16 protein-coding genes are annotated in these 15,714 nt (G+C 62.9%); 7 read left to right on the top strand and 9 right to left on the bottom strand.

Features of this window, described 5'->3' with window-relative positions; genetic code table 11:
- Window positions 1–307: 307 nt before the first annotated feature.
- Genes IT763_RS02475 through IT763_RS02450 form a run of 6 tightly spaced genes read right to left on the bottom strand, consistent with a single transcriptional unit; the run spans window position 308 to window position 6,031 of the window.
- Window positions 308–1,078 carry a 3-hydroxybutyrate dehydrogenase gene (locus IT763_RS02475; protein WP_206195143.1) on the bottom strand — a complete coding sequence of 257 codons (771 nt, stop codon included), beginning with the start codon at window positions 1,076–1,078 and terminating at the stop codon, window positions 308–310.
- Window positions 1,079–1,090: 12 nt separating this feature from the next.
- On the bottom strand, window positions 1,091–2,482 hold the full coding sequence (locus tag IT763_RS02470) for a GntP family permease (protein WP_049300764.1): 1,392 nt from the start codon (window positions 2,480–2,482) through the stop codon (window positions 1,091–1,093).
- A gap of 45 nt (window positions 2,483–2,527) precedes the next feature.
- Complete coding sequence (locus IT763_RS02465) at window positions 2,528–3,451, bottom strand: 3-hydroxyacyl-CoA dehydrogenase family protein (protein ID WP_049300765.1); 924 nt, start codon at window positions 3,449–3,451, stop codon at window positions 2,528–2,530.
- 18 nt (window positions 3,452–3,469) lie between these two features.
- Window positions 3,470–4,654: an acetyl-CoA C-acetyltransferase gene (locus IT763_RS02460; protein ID WP_206195142.1), complete on the bottom strand. Its 1,185-nt coding sequence runs from the start codon at window positions 4,652–4,654 to the stop codon at window positions 3,470–3,472.
- Window positions 4,655–4,668: 14 nt separating this feature from the next.
- The gene (locus IT763_RS02455) at window positions 4,669–5,322 is read right to left on the bottom strand and encodes a CoA transferase subunit B (protein ID WP_049300767.1); all 654 of its coding nucleotides are present in this window, start codon (window positions 5,320–5,322) and stop codon (window positions 4,669–4,671) included.
- Window positions 5,323–5,332: 10 nt separating this feature from the next.
- On the bottom strand, window positions 5,333–6,031 hold the full coding sequence (locus tag IT763_RS02450) for a CoA transferase subunit A (protein WP_004933280.1): 699 nt from the start codon (window positions 6,029–6,031) through the stop codon (window positions 5,333–5,335).
- A gap of 168 nt (window positions 6,032–6,199) precedes the next feature.
- On the opposite strand from IT763_RS02450, the gene IT763_RS02445 reads away from it, so the two are divergent.
- Window positions 6,200–7,117: a LysR family transcriptional regulator gene (locus tag IT763_RS02445; protein ID WP_176063721.1), complete on the top strand. Its 918-nt coding sequence runs from the start codon at window positions 6,200–6,202 to the stop codon at window positions 7,115–7,117.
- Here IT763_RS02445 and IT763_RS02440 read toward each other — a convergent pair.
- Window positions 7,107–7,406 (bottom strand): helix-turn-helix domain-containing protein, encoded by a 300-nt coding sequence (locus IT763_RS02440; RefSeq protein ID WP_049300769.1) that lies wholly within the window; start codon window positions 7,404–7,406, stop codon window positions 7,107–7,109. The two genes, IT763_RS02445 and IT763_RS02440, sit on opposite strands and share 11 nt — an antisense overlap.
- A gap of 448 nt (window positions 7,407–7,854) precedes the next feature.
- Between IT763_RS02440 and IT763_RS02435 the strand changes: the two genes are divergently transcribed.
- On the top strand, window positions 7,855–8,394 hold the full coding sequence (locus IT763_RS02435; protein WP_206195141.1) for a hypothetical protein: 540 nt from the start codon (window positions 7,855–7,857) through the stop codon (window positions 8,392–8,394).
- A complete protein-coding gene (locus IT763_RS02430) occupies window positions 8,391–8,792 on the top strand; it encodes a putative T6SS immunity periplasmic lipoprotein (protein ID WP_143779207.1) in 402 nt (133 codons plus the stop codon). Before IT763_RS02435 ends, IT763_RS02430 begins: the two co-directional genes overlap by 4 nt.
- A 15-nt stretch (window positions 8,793–8,807) precedes the next feature.
- On the opposite strand, the gene IT763_RS02425 is transcribed toward IT763_RS02430, so the two are convergent.
- The gene (locus IT763_RS02425; RefSeq protein ID WP_206195140.1) at window positions 8,808–9,107 is read right to left on the bottom strand and encodes a hypothetical protein; all 300 of its coding nucleotides are present in this window, start codon (window positions 9,105–9,107) and stop codon (window positions 8,808–8,810) included.
- Between the two features lie 236 nt (window positions 9,108–9,343).
- On the opposite strand from IT763_RS02425, the gene IT763_RS02420 reads away from it, so the two are divergent.
- From IT763_RS02420 to IT763_RS02410, 3 genes are read left to right on the top strand one after another with little or no spacing between them, the layout of a single operon-like run.
- On the top strand, window positions 9,344–10,714 hold the full coding sequence (locus IT763_RS02420) for a glutamine synthetase family protein (RefSeq protein WP_206195139.1): 1,371 nt from the start codon (window positions 9,344–9,346) through the stop codon (window positions 10,712–10,714).
- 32 nt (window positions 10,715–10,746) lie between these two features.
- Window positions 10,747–11,157, top strand: a complete 411-nt coding sequence (locus IT763_RS02415) for a GNAT family N-acetyltransferase (RefSeq protein WP_033631690.1) — start codon at window positions 10,747–10,749, stop codon at window positions 11,155–11,157.
- 13 nt (window positions 11,158–11,170) lie between these two features.
- Window positions 11,171–11,860 (top strand): trehalose-6-phosphate synthase, encoded by a 690-nt coding sequence (locus IT763_RS02410; RefSeq protein WP_049300773.1) that lies wholly within the window; start codon window positions 11,171–11,173, stop codon window positions 11,858–11,860.
- 2 nt (window positions 11,861–11,862) lie between these two features.
- Here IT763_RS02410 and sfnG read toward each other — a convergent pair whose 3' ends face one another.
- Window positions 11,863–12,957, bottom strand: a complete 1,095-nt coding sequence (sfnG, locus tag IT763_RS02405) for a dimethylsulfone monooxygenase SfnG (RefSeq protein ID WP_206195138.1) — start codon at window positions 12,955–12,957, stop codon at window positions 11,863–11,865.
- 436 nt (window positions 12,958–13,393) lie between these two features.
- Here sfnG and IT763_RS02400 point away from each other — a divergent pair, with 436 nt between their 5' ends.
- Complete coding sequence (locus IT763_RS02400) at window positions 13,394–15,574, top strand: carbon starvation CstA family protein (RefSeq protein ID WP_048795356.1); 2,181 nt, start codon at window positions 13,394–13,396, stop codon at window positions 15,572–15,574.
- Window positions 15,575–15,714 lie beyond the last annotated feature (140 nt).

The following is a 15,714-nucleotide window of genomic DNA, read 5'->3' as shown; positions in this document are numbered from 1 at the left end:
ATTAACCGATGTGAACAGCGCACGCAAGATATAAAAATTCACGCCATAACCTGCCATTATTTCAGGTTGGATTTAATTTCAGCAAACACGTGTTCACCTGTAACACGGAGAAAAACAATGTAATAATCGCAGCACGAAATAAACCAATCCGCACGCTTCACCCAAAATAACCCTTCGTGATTATCTGGAAATAAAGATAGCAAATAACAAATAAATATTATTGCCGCAGGTAAACCGTCACGCGAGGGAATTAATTAAAGGCGGGAAATAACAACGGAGCGCGTTGCGCGCTCCGGGGAAAATCTCACTACTGCGCCAGCCAGCCACCGTCCATGTTCCAGGCCGCGCCGCGCACCTGCGCCGCCGCATCGCTGCACCGGAACAGCGCCAGCTCGCCGAGTTGCTCTGGCGTGACGAACGCTTGCGAAGGCTGCTTCTCCGCCAACAGCTCATCGCGCGCCCGCTGCGGATCGGCACCGGCGGCGATGCGCTTGTCGATCTGCTGCTGCACCAGCGGCGTCAGCACCCAGCCGGGGCAGATGGCGTTGCAGGTGACGGGCGTGCGGGCGGTCTCCAGCGCCAGCGTCTTGGTCAGCCCCACCACACCGTGCTTGGCCGCCACATAGGCCGACTTGTCTTTCGACGCCACCAGCCCGTGCACCGACGCTACGTTGATGATGCGCCCCCAGTGGCGCTCGCGCATGCCCGGCAGCGCCAATCGGCAAGTGTGGAACACCGCCGACAGGTTGATGGCAAGGATGGCGTTCCATTTCTCCACCGGGAACTGATCCAGCGGCGCCACGTGCTGAATGCCGGCGTTGTTCACCAGAATGTCCACGCCACCGAACTCACGTTCGGCATACTGCATCATGTCCGCTATCTGGGCCGCATCGCCGAGATCGGCGCCGTGATACCCCGGCGCGGCGCCCAGCCGCGCGACCTGCATTTGCGCCTGCTCCACATCGCCGAAGCCGTTGAGGATCACGCGCGCGCCGGCGGCGGCCAGCACGGACGCGATCCCGAGACCGATGCCGCTGGTCGAGCCGGTCACCAGCGCGGTTTTGCCTTGTACACTCATGGTATCGCTCCTTTAAACAATGCCGGTCAGGTAGAACACGCCGATCACAAACAGCACCGCGGCGCTTTTGATCAGGGTGATGGCGAAGATGCCGCCATAGGCCTGCCGGTGGCTGAGGCCGGTGATCGCCAACAGGGTGATCACCGCGCCGTTGTGCGGCAAGGTGTCCATGCCGCCGCTGGCCATCGAGGCCACCCGGTGCAGCACCTCCAGCGGAATGTGTGCCGCATGGGCGGCGGCGATAAAGCTGTCGGACATCGCCGCCAGCGCGATGCTCATGCCGCCGGAGGCCGAGCCGGTGATGCCGGCCAGCAGGGTGACGCTGATCGCTTCGTTCAGCAGCGGGTTGGGGATCGCCGACAGCGCCTGCGACAGCACCAAAAAGCCCGGCAGCGCGGCGATCACCGCGCCGAAGCCGTATTCGGAGGCGGTGTTCATCGCCGCCAGGATCGCGCCGCCGACCGCCGTCTTGCTGCCTTCCGCCAGCCGGCCGCGAATATTACGAAAGCCGAACACCACCACCAGCAGAATACCCGACACCAGCGCCGCTTCCACCGCCCAAATGGCGGTGATCTTCGCCACATCGGTGGTGATGGGCTTGGCCAGTCCCGGCAGCGTCAGATCGTGGCTGGCGCCGTACCACTGCGGGATCCAATGGGTGAAGCCAAGGTTGAATACCCCGACCAAAATCAACGGCAGGATGGCGATCAGCGGGTTAGGCAGGTTGATGTCGTCCGGGGTTTCCGGTTCGTTCAGCAGCTCGGTGCCGTAACCCTCCCCCTTCAACTGCGCGTTGCGCCGCTGGCGTTCAAGATACAGCAAACCGACCGCGATGATGAACAGCGAGCCGATCAGCCCCAGCCAGGGCGCGGCCCAGGCGTTGGTGCCGAAGAAGCTGGTCGGGATGATGTTTTGGATCTGCGGCGTGCCGGGCAAGGCGTCCATGGTGAAGGAGAAGGCGCCTAGCGCCACGGTGGCCGGGATCAGCCGCTTGGGGATGCCGCTCTGGCGGAACAGCTCGGCGGCGAACGGATAAACCGCGAACGCCACCACGAACAGCGACACCCCGCCGTAGGTCAGCAGCGCGCATACCAGCACAATCACCGGAATGGCGTGGCGTCGGCCGAGAATGCGGATCGCCGCCGCGACGATCGATCGGGAAAAGCCGGACAGCTCGATCAGTTTGCCGAATACCGCCCCCAGCAGGAACACCGGGAAGTAGAGCTTCACGAAGCCGACCATCTTCTCCATAAACAGCCCGGTGAAGGTCGGCGCCACCGCGCCGGGATCGGTCAACAGCACCGCGCCCAGCGCGGCGATCGGGGCGAACAAAATCACGCTGTAGCCGCGGTAGGCGGCCAGCATCAGTAATCCCAGTGCTGCCAGGGCAATCAAAACGCTCATCGGGCACCTCGCTATCGTTGTTATTGTCAGGTACGGCGTGCGAAATTACGGTTTCAGCGCAAAGCGCAGCTGATGCGCCCGTCGCCGTTGAATGCGTTCCCTGCGCGCTTCATCCCACAGATAAAATCCCCGGCCGCTGCGCTGGCCGCTATCGCCGCGCTGCAGCCGCTGCTCCACCAGCGCCATCATCTCGTCGCCGGTCGCCAGTTCCGGGAACAGGTGGCGGGCGATGTCCGCCACCGTCCCCAGCCCGGTCATGTCGGCGGCCTCCAGCGGGCCGACCATGGCGTAGCGCCGCCCCAGCGAGGCGCGCATCACCTGATCCACCACCTCGGCGCTGGCGATGCCGCTGTGGACGATGTGCAGCGCCTCGCGCAGCACCGCAAACTGCAGCCGGTTGCCGACAAACCCCGGCGCGGCGCGCTCCAGCAGCACCGCCTCCAGCGCCATCCCGCCGAGCAGCGCCTGCACCGCCGCCAGATGGCGCGGATCGGTGGCGCGGCCGGGCACGATCTCCACCAGCGGGATCAGGTGCGGCGGGTGCCAGAAGTGGGCGATCAGCAGCCGCTGCGGATGGGTCATGCGCGCCGCCAGCTCGTCCGGCGGCAGGCCGCTGGTGTTGCTGGCAATCACCGCGTCGTCGGCGATCAGCCCTTCCAGCTGCTCATACAGCGCGTGCTTCAGCTCGAGCCGTTCCGGGATCGCCTCGATAAGCAGCCGGGCGCGCGCCACGTCGTTCAGATCGCCGGTCACGTGCAGACGCGCCAGCGCCGCGCCGCGCTCAGTATGCGCAAACTGCCCGACGTCGCTCAGCTCGGCCAGAATGCCGCTCGCCACCGCCGGCGCTTCCGCCAGGCGCTGCGGATCCGGGTCATACAGCAGCACCTCATGGCCGTGGCGAATAAAGTGGGTGGCGATGCCCACCCCCATCAGCCCGGCGCCCAGTACCGCATAGTCAGATGACTGCATGGTGCCCTCCTCGGTTGTTTACGGGCGCTCTACCGCCAGCGCCACCCCCTGCCCGCCGCCGATGCACAGCATCGCCAGCCCCTTGTTCACCTCGCGGCGCTGCATTTCGTACAGCAGCGACACCAAAATGCGACAGCCGGAGGCGCCGATCGGATGCCCCAGCGCGATCGCTCCGCCGTTGACGTTGACCCGCTCCGCCTCCCAGCCCAGTTCTTTACCCACCGCCAGCGCCTGCGCGGCGAAGGCTTCGTTGGCTTCGATCAGATCGACTTCCTCCAGCCGCCAACCGGCTTTTTCCAGGCAGCGGCGCGCGGCCGGCACCGGGCCGATGCCCATGATCGCCGGATCGACGCCCGACGAGGCGTAACCGGCGATGCGCGCCAGCACCGGCAAGCGCAGCTCAGCGGCTTTTTCCGCGCTCATCAGCAGCACCACGGCGGCGCCGTCGTTGAGCGACGAGGCGTTGCCGGCGGTCACCGAACCCTCCTTGCGAAACGCCGGACGCAGCCGCGCCAGCGCCTCCAGGCTGGTGTCGCGCGGCTGTTGGTCGCGCTCAACTCTCAGCGCCTCCCCCTTCGGCTGCGGCACCGTCACCGGCGTGATCTCCTGCGCGAAACGCCCGGCCTGCTGCGCCGCCTGCGCCTTCTGCTGCGAACGCAGCGCGAACCTGTCTTGTTCTTCTCTGCTGATGGCGTATTTCTCCGCCAGGTTCTCGGCGGTGATGCCCATGTGGTAGTCGTTGAACGCGTCCCACAGGCCGTCGTGGATCACGCTGTCCACCATCTGCGCGTGACCGAGGCGCAGACCGGCGCGCGCGCCGGCCATCAGGTAAGGCGACTGGCTCATGCTTTCCTGGCCGCCGGCGATCACCGCCTCGGCGTCGCCGCTGCGGATCGCCTGCGCCGCCAGATGCACCGCCTTCAAACCGGAGCCGCACACCTTGTTGATGGTCAGCGCCGGCGTCGTCACGGGCAGCCCGGCGTTGAGCGCGGTCTGGCGCGCCGGATTCTGCCCGCAGCCGGCGGTCAGCACCTGGCCGAGGATCACTTCATCGATCTGCTGCGGCGGCACGCCGCTTTGCGCCAGCAGCCCCTGCACCGCCGCCGCGCCCAGTTCCACCGCCGTCAGCGGCGCCAGCGCGCCGTGAAAACTGCCGACCGGCGTGCGCGTCGCCGCCACGATCACCACTTCACGTTGTTGCACATTCACCTCCCGTCTCAGAAACGCATTTCCGGCACTTGCTCCGGCACGATCAGCCGGCCGGCGGTTTTGGCGACAATCTCCGCCACGCTGACGCCCGGCGCGCGTTCGCGCAGCACGAAGGCGCCGTCTTCAATTTCCAGGTAGGCCAGATCGGTCAATACCTTGCGGATGCAGCGGGCGCCGGTCAGCGGCAGCGTGCAGCGCGGCAGCAGCTTGGACTCGCCGCCCTTCGCGGCGTGGGTCATCACCACGATGATGTTCTCCGCCCCCGCCACCAGATCCATCGCGCCGCCCATGCCCTTGACCATCTTGCCGGGGATCATCCACGAGGCGATGTTGCCCTCGACGTCCACTTCAAACGCCCCCAGCACGGTCAGATCGACATGGCCGCCGCGGATCATGGCGAACGACTGCGCCGAATCGAAGATCGACGCGCCGAGGCGCGCGGTGACCGTCTGCTTGCCGGCGTTGATCATGTCGGCGTCCAGCTGCTGCTCGGTCGGGAACTCGCCCATCCCCAGCAGGCCGTTTTCCGACTGCAGCATCACATCCATGCCCGACGGCACGTAGTTGGCCACCAGCGTCGGGATGCCGATGCCCAGGTTGACGTAGTAACCGTCCCTCAACTCTTGCGCCACGCGCTGCGCCATTTGTTCACGGGTAAGCATGAGAATCTCCTTAAGCCCGCAGGGTGCGTTGTTCGATACGCTTCTCGAAGGTGCCCTGGATCAGCCGATCGACGTAAATGCCGGGGGTGTGGATCGCCGCCGGATCCAGCTCGCCCGGCGCCACGATCTCTTCCACTTCCACCACCGTGATGCGCCCGGCGGTCGCCATCAGCGGATTAAAGTTCTGCGCGGTGTGGCGGTAGATGACGTTGCCGAAGTGATCGGCCTTCCAGCCTTTCACGATGGCGAAATCGCCGGTGATGGCGGTTTCCATGATGTAGGGGCGGCCGTTGAACTCGCGCACCTCTTTGCCTTCGGCGATCGGCGTGCCGTAACCGGTGGCGGTGAAGAACGCCGGGATGCCGGCGCCGCCGGCGCGGATCTTCTCCGCCAGCGTGCCCTGCGGCGTGAGATCCACCTCCAGCTCGCCGCTGAGCGCCTGCTGTTCGAACAGCGCGTTTTCACCGACGTAAGATCCCACCACCTTGCGGATCTGATGGGTTTCCAGCAGCCGCCCGAGGCCGAACCCGTCGACGCCGCAGTTGTTGGAAACCACCGTCAACCCGCGCACGCCGCGCCGGCGGATCTCTTCGATCAGATTCTCCGGGATGCCGCACAGGCCGAAGCCGCCCGCCAGCACCGTCATGTTGTCCGTCAGCCCTGCCAGCGCTTCCTGGTAGCTGCCGACGCGTTTGTCGAGCCCTGCCATATCGTTGCCCCTGCATGTTGCGGCGCAGGGCGAAATGCCCTGGCTTGCGTGAGGGCATCTTCAGGTCACAAAAATGATTTGTTAATTTTGTTTTTATGCCGCATTCATTTAGAATTTTTATCAATCAGTCGTTAACCGACAATTAACAAAGAGTTAACGCCAACCAAAATGAAAATGAGCATCAAACAGTTACGCGCGTTTTTAGCGGTAGCTCACACTCTGAATTTCGCCCAGGCCAGCGAGCGGCTGAATATTTCTCAGCCGGCGCTCAGCCTGGCGATCCGTGGGTTGGAAGACGCGTTGGGCGGGCCGCTGCTGCTGCGCACCACCCGCCGGGTGACGCTGACGCCGGAAGGAGAAACCTTCTTCCCGATGGCGCGCCAGCTGCTGGCGGATTGGGACAACGCGGAAGAGGCGATGCGTCAGCGCTTCACCCTGCAGATGGGCAAGGTGGCGATCGCCGCCATGCCGTCGTTCGCCGGCAACCCGCTGCCGCCGATCCTCAAGGCGTTTCGCGATCGTTACGCCGGCATCAACGTGGCGGTGCACGACGTCATCAACGAACAGGTGTTTGAAATGATCCGCGAAGGCCGGGTGGAGATGGGCATCGCCTTCGAGCCGGAGCCGAGCGACACCCTGCACTTCACCCCGCTGTGCCGCGATCGCTTTCTGGCGGTGGTGCCGAAGGATTCGGCGCTGGCGCGCAAGGCGCAGGTGAGCTGGAAGGAGCTGCTGACGCTGGATTTCATCACCCTGCAGCGGCCATCGGCGGTGCGGCTGCTGCTGGAGCAGGAACTGGCCCGCAGCGGGCGAACGCTGGAGGTGGCGTTTGAGAGCCACCAGCTGGTGACGGTCGGGCGCATGGTGGCCAACGGCCTCGGCGCCAGCGCGGTGCCGGCGCTGTGCGAGCAACAAATGGATGAGCTGGGGGCGGTCTGCGTGCCGCTGATCGGCCCGATCATCGAACGGCGCGTGGGCCTGATCCGCCTGGCGCAGCACCAGCTCTCTTCCGCCGCGCAGGCGCTGGCGACGGTAATCGAACGGGAGATGGCGGGGAGTGGCGCAGAACCTGCGCTTAAACCGTAAACCCGACGTGCTTGCCACCCGGCAGTTCAATGTCCAGACGCAGCGTGCCGCCCATCGCTTCCACGTAGCGTTTCAGGGTCGAAATCTTCAGCTCATTGCCGCGCCCTTCGATGGCCGCGACCGAAGGCTGGGAAATGCCCAGCGTTTTCGCCAGTTCCTGTTGGGAAATATTCAGCGCTTCCCGCAGCTGGTGCAGGTGCGCTTCAAACAGCATCTCTTCGGCCATTTCCTCGATGCGCCGGCGGCTCTCCGGGGTGCGGGAGGCCAGCAGTTGCTTTAGGGTGCTCATGGGTTACTCCTTGTAAACTCTTCCTTTGTCATTGCCTTCCACGGGGTATCGCCTGATTATAGATTACAGCCTATAAAAAACGATAGGCCGGAATATATAATTTTATCCAGAACGCCATTGGCGTTTTGCCTGGCAGCTCGAAAAAACAGTGGTGATTGCCTTGCGGCTTGAGCATGGAATGCGACGAGATACGGGAACAGCGGCATCAGTATCGGCCAGAGAAGAAAACATGCGGATTTGGCGAGGTAATAAAGCACGCAACCCGGTTTTTTATTTATGAATGAATATCAAAATAATAGAATCATTCTCCATATCAATCAATTAATTACACCAAATACTCCTTTGCCTTTCCGTCTTGTGAGCGAACGCAAAAGATTGTGACAAAGTGGGTTAATCATGTCTGAACTTTCGTTATGGTATTTTTTTCATGTTTTAACGGATTAAAACCATGGCCACAACTCAAGGAAACGCCAGAAAACTTACGGCCGGTGAAATCACATTGGCCAGACTGCTCTACAAAGATGCTGTCGATTACTCGCGCGTTCGCGTCCATAACGGCAGCTATTTCCCCTTCGGCTTACAGCATGAAGATACGGCCGTAACACCAAATGGCACGCTCTATTTTATGCCCAAACACTTCAAAGAAGACTTTGCCACGGCAAACACCTACGATCAGCATTGGTTTATCCATGAAATGGCGCATGTCTGGCAATATCAATTAGGCATGAACGTACGCCTGCGCGGGTTGGCTAGTTGGGCGGTTTCCTATCAGTATTCCTTGCCCAATTATCATCTTCTATCCGATTATGGAATGGAGGCACAGGCAAGTATCATTGCAGACTATTTCTATCTCACTAAATTCGGACGCAATGGCTTTCAAGCAATCACCAACTACAGTGGCATTATTGGGCCAGACATCAAAAAACGCTATGAATGGGTATTGCGAGCTTTCCTGAACAATCCAAAGAACCGGAACACCTTGTCATGATAAGACTTTATCTCTCGTTACTGTGCGCACTGCTACTGAACGGCTGTCAATCCACTCAACCCTGGTACCATCCGTTGGATGTCTCGCTAAAAGACAACCAACCTTGCTTTGCAGTGCCTATCAACAGCGTTCGCAGCGGCGACAGCCTGCAAAACCGGGGAGTGATCGTCTCACGACAGGAACAACGGCAATGGCATATCGTCTGGACCTCACCAGCAGTCACTCCGTTGCCTGACCTGAAACCAGGGCAATGCGTCACTTATCCGCAGGTAAACTGGGCTGCGGGAGAATACTCGGTCTTGCTCGGCGTCTCGATGAATAACGATACGGAAAGGCGTAAATACATGAAAGAATTCAACTTAAGAATTAATCCCAAAGGAGAAATACAGCTACAGTAAGGAGACTGGGATTATTTATTCCCCCTCCACCGCCTGCACCGCCGCCTTCTGCGTGGCGCGCTGATATAAGCACAGCTCCCTGCCCGGCTGGTTTTTCATAAACGGCTGCGGGTAGCGCCCGCCGATAAACAGCGCCGAATAGCCGACGTCATCACCGTAGTGAACGATCGCCCCTTCCACCCTGGCGTTTTTTAGCCCGCTGGCTTTCAGGCAGGCGGCGCGCATCGCCTGTTCGCTCTCGGCCCACGCCGGTGGGGAAGACGCGGTGGCGTGGAACGCGGCCAGCGCGGCGATAAGCAGCCCTATTCTCTTCATCGTTATCCCTCTTTCTACGGCCCGTCTCGCCAGTATAGACCGTGCCGACCCGGCCAACCCGCCGCGCTCTTTACGGCATTTTTATTCCGCGCCCCGTTAACGTTACGGCGTTTTTACAGACAGTTTTTGCCGCCGCAGATACCCTTTTCACATCGCCGCTATGGCCTCACAAGAGAGTTGTCTCATGCGTTTATCCCTGCCTCTGGCCGTGACCGGTCTTCGTTCTGGAGCGCGCCATGCATTCTAATATCATCGGGTTCAATCCCCTGCTGGCGGAGCTGCCCGCTTCGCCGACACGCGTCTTCCGCAAAGAACTGGAGCACTATCTGCAGCGCTATCCGGATACCGAACAGTTGGATATTTATCTGCACGATCTGAACGGCCAGCTGCGCGGCAAGCGGTTGCCGATCGCCGAAGCCTTTGGCCTGGAAAAAGGCTGCTACTTCCCGCTGTCAATCTACGCCCTGGATCTGCACGGCCGGGTGATTGAAGAGAGCGGGCTGGGGCAGCGGGCGGGCGAGCCGGACCGCTTGTGCCTGCCGGTGCCCGGCACGCTGCGCCCCTGCGCGCGCGATCCCGAACGCCACGCCCAGCTGCTGCTGACGATGCAAAACGCCGAAGGCGACGCCTGCGAGCTGGAGCCGCGCGTGGTGCTGCAACGGGTGCTGAAGCGCCTGCACGAGCGCAACTGCTTCCCGGTGGTGGCGGCCGAACTGGAGTTCTACCTGCAGGATCCGCTGCACCCCGCCGAGGCGGAAGCCTGCCCGACGCAGAGCTTCGCGGTGGATGCGCCCGAGCGCCACCATGCGCTGCTGAGCGACATCGAACGGCACGCGCGGCTGCAAAGCCTGCCGCTGACCGGCGTGGTGGCCGAAGCCGCCTCCGGCCAGTACGAGCTGAACCTGCATCACAGCCGGCGCGTGCTGGAAGCCTGCGACCAGATCATGGCGCTGAAACGCCTGACGCGGCAGATTGCCGAGCAGCATCACCAGCACGCCTGCTTTATGGCCAAGCCCTGTACCCATGCCGCCGGCAGCGGGCTGCATTTTCACATCAGCCTGCAGAACGAGCACGGCGAGAACCTGCTGACCGGCGCGCCGGGCGAACTGAGCGACAACATGCAGCAGGCGATGGCGGGCATGCTGGCGCTGATGCCGGCGTCGATGGCGATCCTGGCGCCCAACATCAACGCATTTCGCCGCTTCCGCCCCGGCATGCACGTGCCGCTGCGCGCCTCCTGGGGCCACAACAATCGCACGGTGGCACTGCGCCTGCCCTGCGCCGACAGCGCCAATCAGCGCATCGAATACCGCCTGGCCGGCGCCGACGCCAACCCCTATCTGGCGCTGGCGGTGATGCTCGGCGGCCTGCTGCACGGGCTGGAACACCCGCTGCCGCTGCCGCCCGCCGCCAACGGCTGCGAAAGCGACAACGCCGCCCCCTTGCCGCTCGGCCAGCAGGAGGCGCTGGCGCTGTTCCGCCACAGCGATCCGCTGCGCGAGCTGCTCGGCCCGGCGTTCTGCACCCTGTGGCACACCTGCAAAAGCGCCGAACTGCGCCGCTTCGAGGAACAGGTCACCGCCGCCGAACTCGGCTGGATGCTGTAACCGTCCACTGATTCGTTAACCTAAGGATAATCATGAACATGCAACCGCAATTGGCCCCCGTACAGCCGCTGCTCTGCTGGCGCAAAGGCGTTTTTCATATCAGCACCGATCGGCAGTTATTGGATATCGAGGCGATCCAGCGTTTCCTCAGCCTGCCGGATCGGGCGGCGGCGGAGCGCCTGGCGCGCCACGGCCTGTGCTTTGGCCTGTACCGCAAGCGCCACCAGCTCGGCTTCGCCCGCATGGTGACCGATTACGCCACCTTCGCCTCGGTGAGCGAACTGTTCGTCAGCGCCGAATACCGCGGCGTCGGGCTGGGAAGCTGGCTGACGCGCTGCTGCCTGGCGCACCCGGCTTTGCGCGGCCTGCGCGTCACGCTGCCCGCGCTGCAAGCACCCTGGCGCGCCGACTGCGCGGCGCACGCCCCGCGCGCCCTGCACTGATAAGGAGAGCCCGATGTCTCGTTTGGTGCTGATTTCCAACAAACAGTGCGACGGCAAGGATCTGGCCTGCGCCGGCCGGACGCTGGCGGCCGACGCCGAACCGGGGCTGTGGCTCGGCTGGAACGGCGACGTGCAGAATTTCGCGCAGCGCCCGATCAGTTGCCGCCAACGCGCCGGTTACGATCAGGTGACCTTCCCGCTGTCGATCGAGGAGTTTCGCCGCCACTATCAGGGCTACTACCACGACGGCCTGTGGCCGGTGTTCCACAACCAGCCGGAGAAGGCGCACTTCACGCCGGAAAACTACCGCGCTTACCGGCAGCTGAACTGCCGTTTCGCCGATATCGCCTGCGAGCACCTGTGCCCGGGCGACATCGTCTGTATCGACGACTACCAGTTGCTGCCCTGCGCCCAGGCGTTGAAGGAGCAGGGGCTGCTGAATGCCTGCGCGTTCTTCTTCCACCTGCCGTTCCCGTCGGCGGCGCTGCTGCGGCGCATCCCGGAACATCGCCAGCTGATCGCTTCGCTGCTGTTCTACGATCTGATCGGCTTTACCACCACGGACGATCGCAACGCCTTTCTCAGCTGCCTGTCAGGCGAGTTCCTGCTGGAGATGCTGCCCGACGACCAGATCCAGGCCAACGGGCATATTTTCGCCACCGGCATTTTCCCCGCCGGCATCAACGCCAGGCAGGTTTACTGAACTCAGGCCGCCGCCCGCTGGCGCTCCAGTTCGCGCACCAGCGGGATCACCTCGCGGCCGAAGAACGCCACCTCTTCCTGGAAGTGCAGGAACGCCAACAGCATCAGATCCCCCCCGGCGTCTTTCAGCGCGATGATGCGCTCGGCGATCTGCTGCGGCGTGCCGATCAGGTTGGTTTTAAAGCCGTCGTTGTACTGCACCAGATCCTCAAACGAGGATTTGGCCCAGTTGCCCTCACCCTCCGGCGAAGCCGCCCCGGCGTTCTTCACCTCGTGGCCGAATCCTTGCACCGCCTCCGGGTTGGCGTGATCGATAATCTCCTGCAGCACCGCCTGCGCTTCCTGCTCGGTATCGCGGGCAATGACGAAGCCGTTCACTCCCACCTTGACCCGGTGCTGGTTGGCCCTGGCCTTGGTCTGCAGATCGTCCACCTGCTGGCGAATGCCCTCCACGCTATTGCCGTTGGTGAAATACCAGTCCGAAACCCGCGCCGCCATGTCGCGCGCCGCCCGCGAGCTGCCGCCCTGGAAGATCTCCGGCAGCGGATCCAGCGGCTTGGGCTTCAGCGAGTAGTCGCGATAGCGATAAAAATCGCCGGCGAAGCTGAAGCTGGGCTCGGCCCAGATGCCGCGCAGGCAACGGATAAACTCTTCCGAACGCAGGTAGCGCTCTTCGTGGTCCAGCCACGGCTCGCCGATGGCCTTGAACTCGCCGCGGAACCAGCCGCTGACGATATTGACCGCGATGCGCGCGTTGGAAAGATGGCTGATGGTGGCGATCTGCTTGGCCGCCAGCGTGGGGTTCCACGGCCCCGGCAGCAGCGCGGCGATCACCTTCAGCTTCTCGGTGGAATCCAGCAGCGCCTGCGAAAACGACACCGACTCGTGCTGGTTGTCGGCGCCGTAACCGGCGGTGAAACGGATCTGGGTGAGCGCGTAGTCGAAACCGGCGCGCTCGGCAATCTGCGCCAGCTTGCGGTTGTAGCCGATGTCCCAACCGGTGCGCTGCGGGATGTTGCTGATCACCAGACCGCCGGAGACGTTCGGCACCCAGTAGGCGAACTGAATAGGCTGCTGCGAGTGGTTTGCTGCTGACATGCTTCTCTCCCTCTGCTCGTTGGCGCCGCGATGCGGCACGCATATAACCATTATCGATTTACAAATATTGAAAACCTTGTTTTGGTTATAAATCCGATAGCAGAATGCGTGCCAACCGCCGCGTTAAGGCATCCGGCTGAAAAACCGAAGGTTTAAAGCCGGCGGGTTAAAGCGGGTGCTGCATTGGCAACAGCGGCTGGCGGGCGGCTGTTGGTTATGCAGCAAACCGCTCACCCCGCCAATCCAACCGTTCACCCGGCGGATCTGACCGCTGAGCGAAATACGCCTGTCTTCCCCCCTTACCCCCGGCGATGATGAGCTGTTCCTAAACCCGCCTTACCTCGGGAAAGACGCTACGGCTCGCCGCGCCACTCTGACATCTCTTACAAGCGGATGAGTTCATTCATATTTTGCAGACTGGAATTAAGGATACCTCATGAAACGAGAGGGGATTTTAAAGCACATTCCGTGGATGCTGCTGGGGATACTCGGCGCAGCCTGCCTCGGCGTGGTGGCGCTGCGCCGCGGCGAACACATCAGCGCGCTGTGGATCGTCGTCGCTTCGGTGGCGGTGTATCTGGTGGCCTACCGCTACTACAGCCTGTACATCGCCACCAAGGTGATGAAGCTGGACGCCGGCCGCGCCACCCCGGCGGTGGTCAACAACGATGGCCTCAACTACGTGCCGACCAACAAGAACGTGCTGTTCGGCCACCACTTCGCCGCCATCGCCGGCGCCGGGCCGCTGGTGGGGCCGGTGCTGGCCGCGCAGGTCGGCTACCTGCCCGGCACGCTGTGGCTGCTGGGCGGCGTGGTGCTGGCGGGGGCGGTGCAGGACTTTATGGTGCTGTTCATCTCCTCGCGCCGCAACGGCGCCTCGCTCGGTGAGATCATCAAAAAAGAGATGGGGCCGATACCGGGCACCATCGCGCTGTTCGGCTGCTTCCTGATCATGATCATCATCCTGGCGGTGCTGGCGCTGATCGTGGTGAAAGCGCTGGCGGAAAGCCCGTGGGGCGTGTTCACCGTCTGCTCCACCGTGCCGATCGCACTGTTTATGGGCATCTACATGCGCTACCTGCGCCCTGGCCGCGTGGGTGAAGTGTCGATCATCGGCATCGTGCTGCTGGTGGCCGCCATCTGGTTCGGCGGCGTGGTGGCGCACGACCCGTACTGGGGCCCGGCGCTGACCTTTAAAGACACCACCATCACCTTCACGCTGATCGGCTACGCCTTTGTCTCCGCCCTGCTGCCGGTGTGGCTGATCCTGGCGCCGCGCGACTACCTGGCCACCTTCCTGAAAATCGGCGTGATCGTCGGGCTGGCGATCGGCATCGTGATCCTCAACCCTGAGCTGAAAATGCCGGCGGTAACCCAGTTCGTCGACGGCACCGGCCCGGTGTGGAAAGGCACCCTGTTCCCGTTCCTGTTCATCACCATCGCCTGCGGCGCGGTCTCCGGCTTCCATGCGCTGATCGCCTCCGGCACCACGCCGAAGCTGCTGGCCAATGAGACCGACGCGCGCTTTATCGGTTACGGCGCGATGCTGATGGAATCCTTCGTCGCCATCATGGCGCTGGTGGCGGCGTCCATCATCGAGCCGGGCCTGTACTTCGCCATGAACACCCCGCCGGCGGCGCTGGGCATCACCATGCCGGATCTGCACCGCCTGGGCACCGAAGACGCGCCGATGATCATGGCTTCGCTGAAGGACGTGACCGTGCACGCGGCAGCGGCGGTCAGCTCCTGGGGCTTCGTCATCAGCCCGGAACAGATCCTGCAGACCGCCACCGACATCGGCGAACCTTCGGTGCTGAACCGCGCCGGCGGCGCGCCAACGCTGGCGGTGGGCATCGCCCACGTGTTCCACCAGATCATTCCGGGCGCCAACATGGGCTTCTGGTACCACTTCGGCATTCTGTTCGAGGCGCTGTTCATCCTGACCGCGCTGGACGCCGGCACCCGTTCCGGCCGCTTTATGCTGCAGGATCTGCTGGGCAACTTCGTGCCGTTCCTGAAGAAAACCGACTCGCTGGTGGCCGGCATCGTCGGCACCGCCGGCTGCGTCGGGCTGTGGGGTTACCTGCTGTATCAGGGCGTGGTGGATCCGCTCGGCGGCGTGAAGAGCCTGTGGCCGCTGTTCGGCATCTCCAACCAGATGCTGGCCGCCGTGGCGCTGGTGCTGGGCACCGTGGTGCTGATTAAGATGAAGCGCGCGCAATACATCTGGGTGACGGTGCTGCCGGCGGTGTGGCTGCTGATCTGCACCACCTACGCTCTGGGCCTGAAGCTGTTCAGCGACAACCCGCAGCTGGAAGGCTTCTTCTTCCTGGCCGGCGAATACAAACGCAAAATCGCCGAAGGCGGCGCCGAGCTGAGCGCCCAGCAGATCGCCAACATGAACCACATCGTGGTGAACAACTACACCAACGCCGGGCTGAGCATTCTGTTCCTGCTGGTGGTGTACAGCATCATCTTCTACGGGGTGAAAACCGCGATGGCGGCGCACAAGAACCCGAAACGCACCGATCAGGAAACGCCTTACGTGCCGGTGCCGCAGGCCGCGCCCGCCGACGGCGTAACTGAGGGGGAGGTCAAAGTTTCGACCCAGCATTGATGTGATTTAACGGATACCCTGCATAATAAACGTTAAGTAGTACCCAAAGCCGCTCGGCCTGCGTATCGCAAGATGCCAGCCGTGCGGCGCGATGCAATCGAGATACCCGGGGCGACCCGGAGGTGGGGCATCCCTGCGGG

The organism is Serratia sp. CMO1 (assembly GCF_015689115.1).
Lineage (GTDB): Bacteria > Pseudomonadota > Gammaproteobacteria > Enterobacterales > Enterobacteriaceae > Serratia > Serratia marcescens.
This window is presented reverse-complemented; position numbering and strand designations above follow the sequence as displayed.

Coding starts and splice junctions, on each gene's coding strand:
- IT763_RS02400 (WP_048795356.1), top strand. CDS start 13,394: ATGAAACGAGAGGGGATTTTAAAGCACATTCCGTGGATGCTGCTGGGG.
- IT763_RS02420 (WP_206195139.1), top strand. CDS start 9,344: ATGCATTCTAATATCATCGGGTTCAATCCCCTGCTGGCGGAGCTGCCC.
- IT763_RS02410 (WP_049300773.1), top strand. CDS start 11,171: ATGTCTCGTTTGGTGCTGATTTCCAACAAACAGTGCGACGGCAAGGAT.
- IT763_RS02425 (WP_206195140.1), bottom strand. CDS start 9,107: ATGAAGAGAATAGGGCTGCTTATCGCCGCGCTGGCCGCGTTCCACGCC.
- IT763_RS02470 (WP_049300764.1), bottom strand. CDS start 2,482: ATGAGCGTTTTGATTGCCCTGGCAGCACTGGGATTACTGATGCTGGCC.
- IT763_RS02435 (WP_206195141.1), top strand. CDS start 7,855: ATGGCCACAACTCAAGGAAACGCCAGAAAACTTACGGCCGGTGAAATC.
- IT763_RS02445 (WP_176063721.1), top strand. CDS start 6,200: ATGAAAATGAGCATCAAACAGTTACGCGCGTTTTTAGCGGTAGCTCAC.
- IT763_RS02440 (WP_049300769.1), bottom strand. CDS start 7,406: ATGAGCACCCTAAAGCAACTGCTGGCCTCCCGCACCCCGGAGAGCCGC.
- IT763_RS02475 (WP_206195143.1), bottom strand. CDS start 1,078: ATGAGTGTACAAGGCAAAACCGCGCTGGTGACCGGCTCGACCAGCGGC.
- sfnG (WP_206195138.1), bottom strand. CDS start 12,957: ATGTCAGCAGCAAACCACTCGCAGCAGCCTATTCAGTTCGCCTACTGG.
- IT763_RS02465 (WP_049300765.1), bottom strand. CDS start 3,451: ATGCAGTCATCTGACTATGCGGTACTGGGCGCCGGGCTGATGGGGGTG.
- IT763_RS02415 (WP_033631690.1), top strand. CDS start 10,747: ATGAACATGCAACCGCAATTGGCCCCCGTACAGCCGCTGCTCTGCTGG.
- IT763_RS02450 (WP_004933280.1), bottom strand. CDS start 6,031: ATGGCAGGGCTCGACAAACGCGTCGGCAGCTACCAGGAAGCGCTGGCA.
- IT763_RS02455 (WP_049300767.1), bottom strand. CDS start 5,322: ATGCTTACCCGTGAACAAATGGCGCAGCGCGTGGCGCAAGAGTTGAGG.
- IT763_RS02430 (WP_143779207.1), top strand. CDS start 8,391: ATGATAAGACTTTATCTCTCGTTACTGTGCGCACTGCTACTGAACGGC.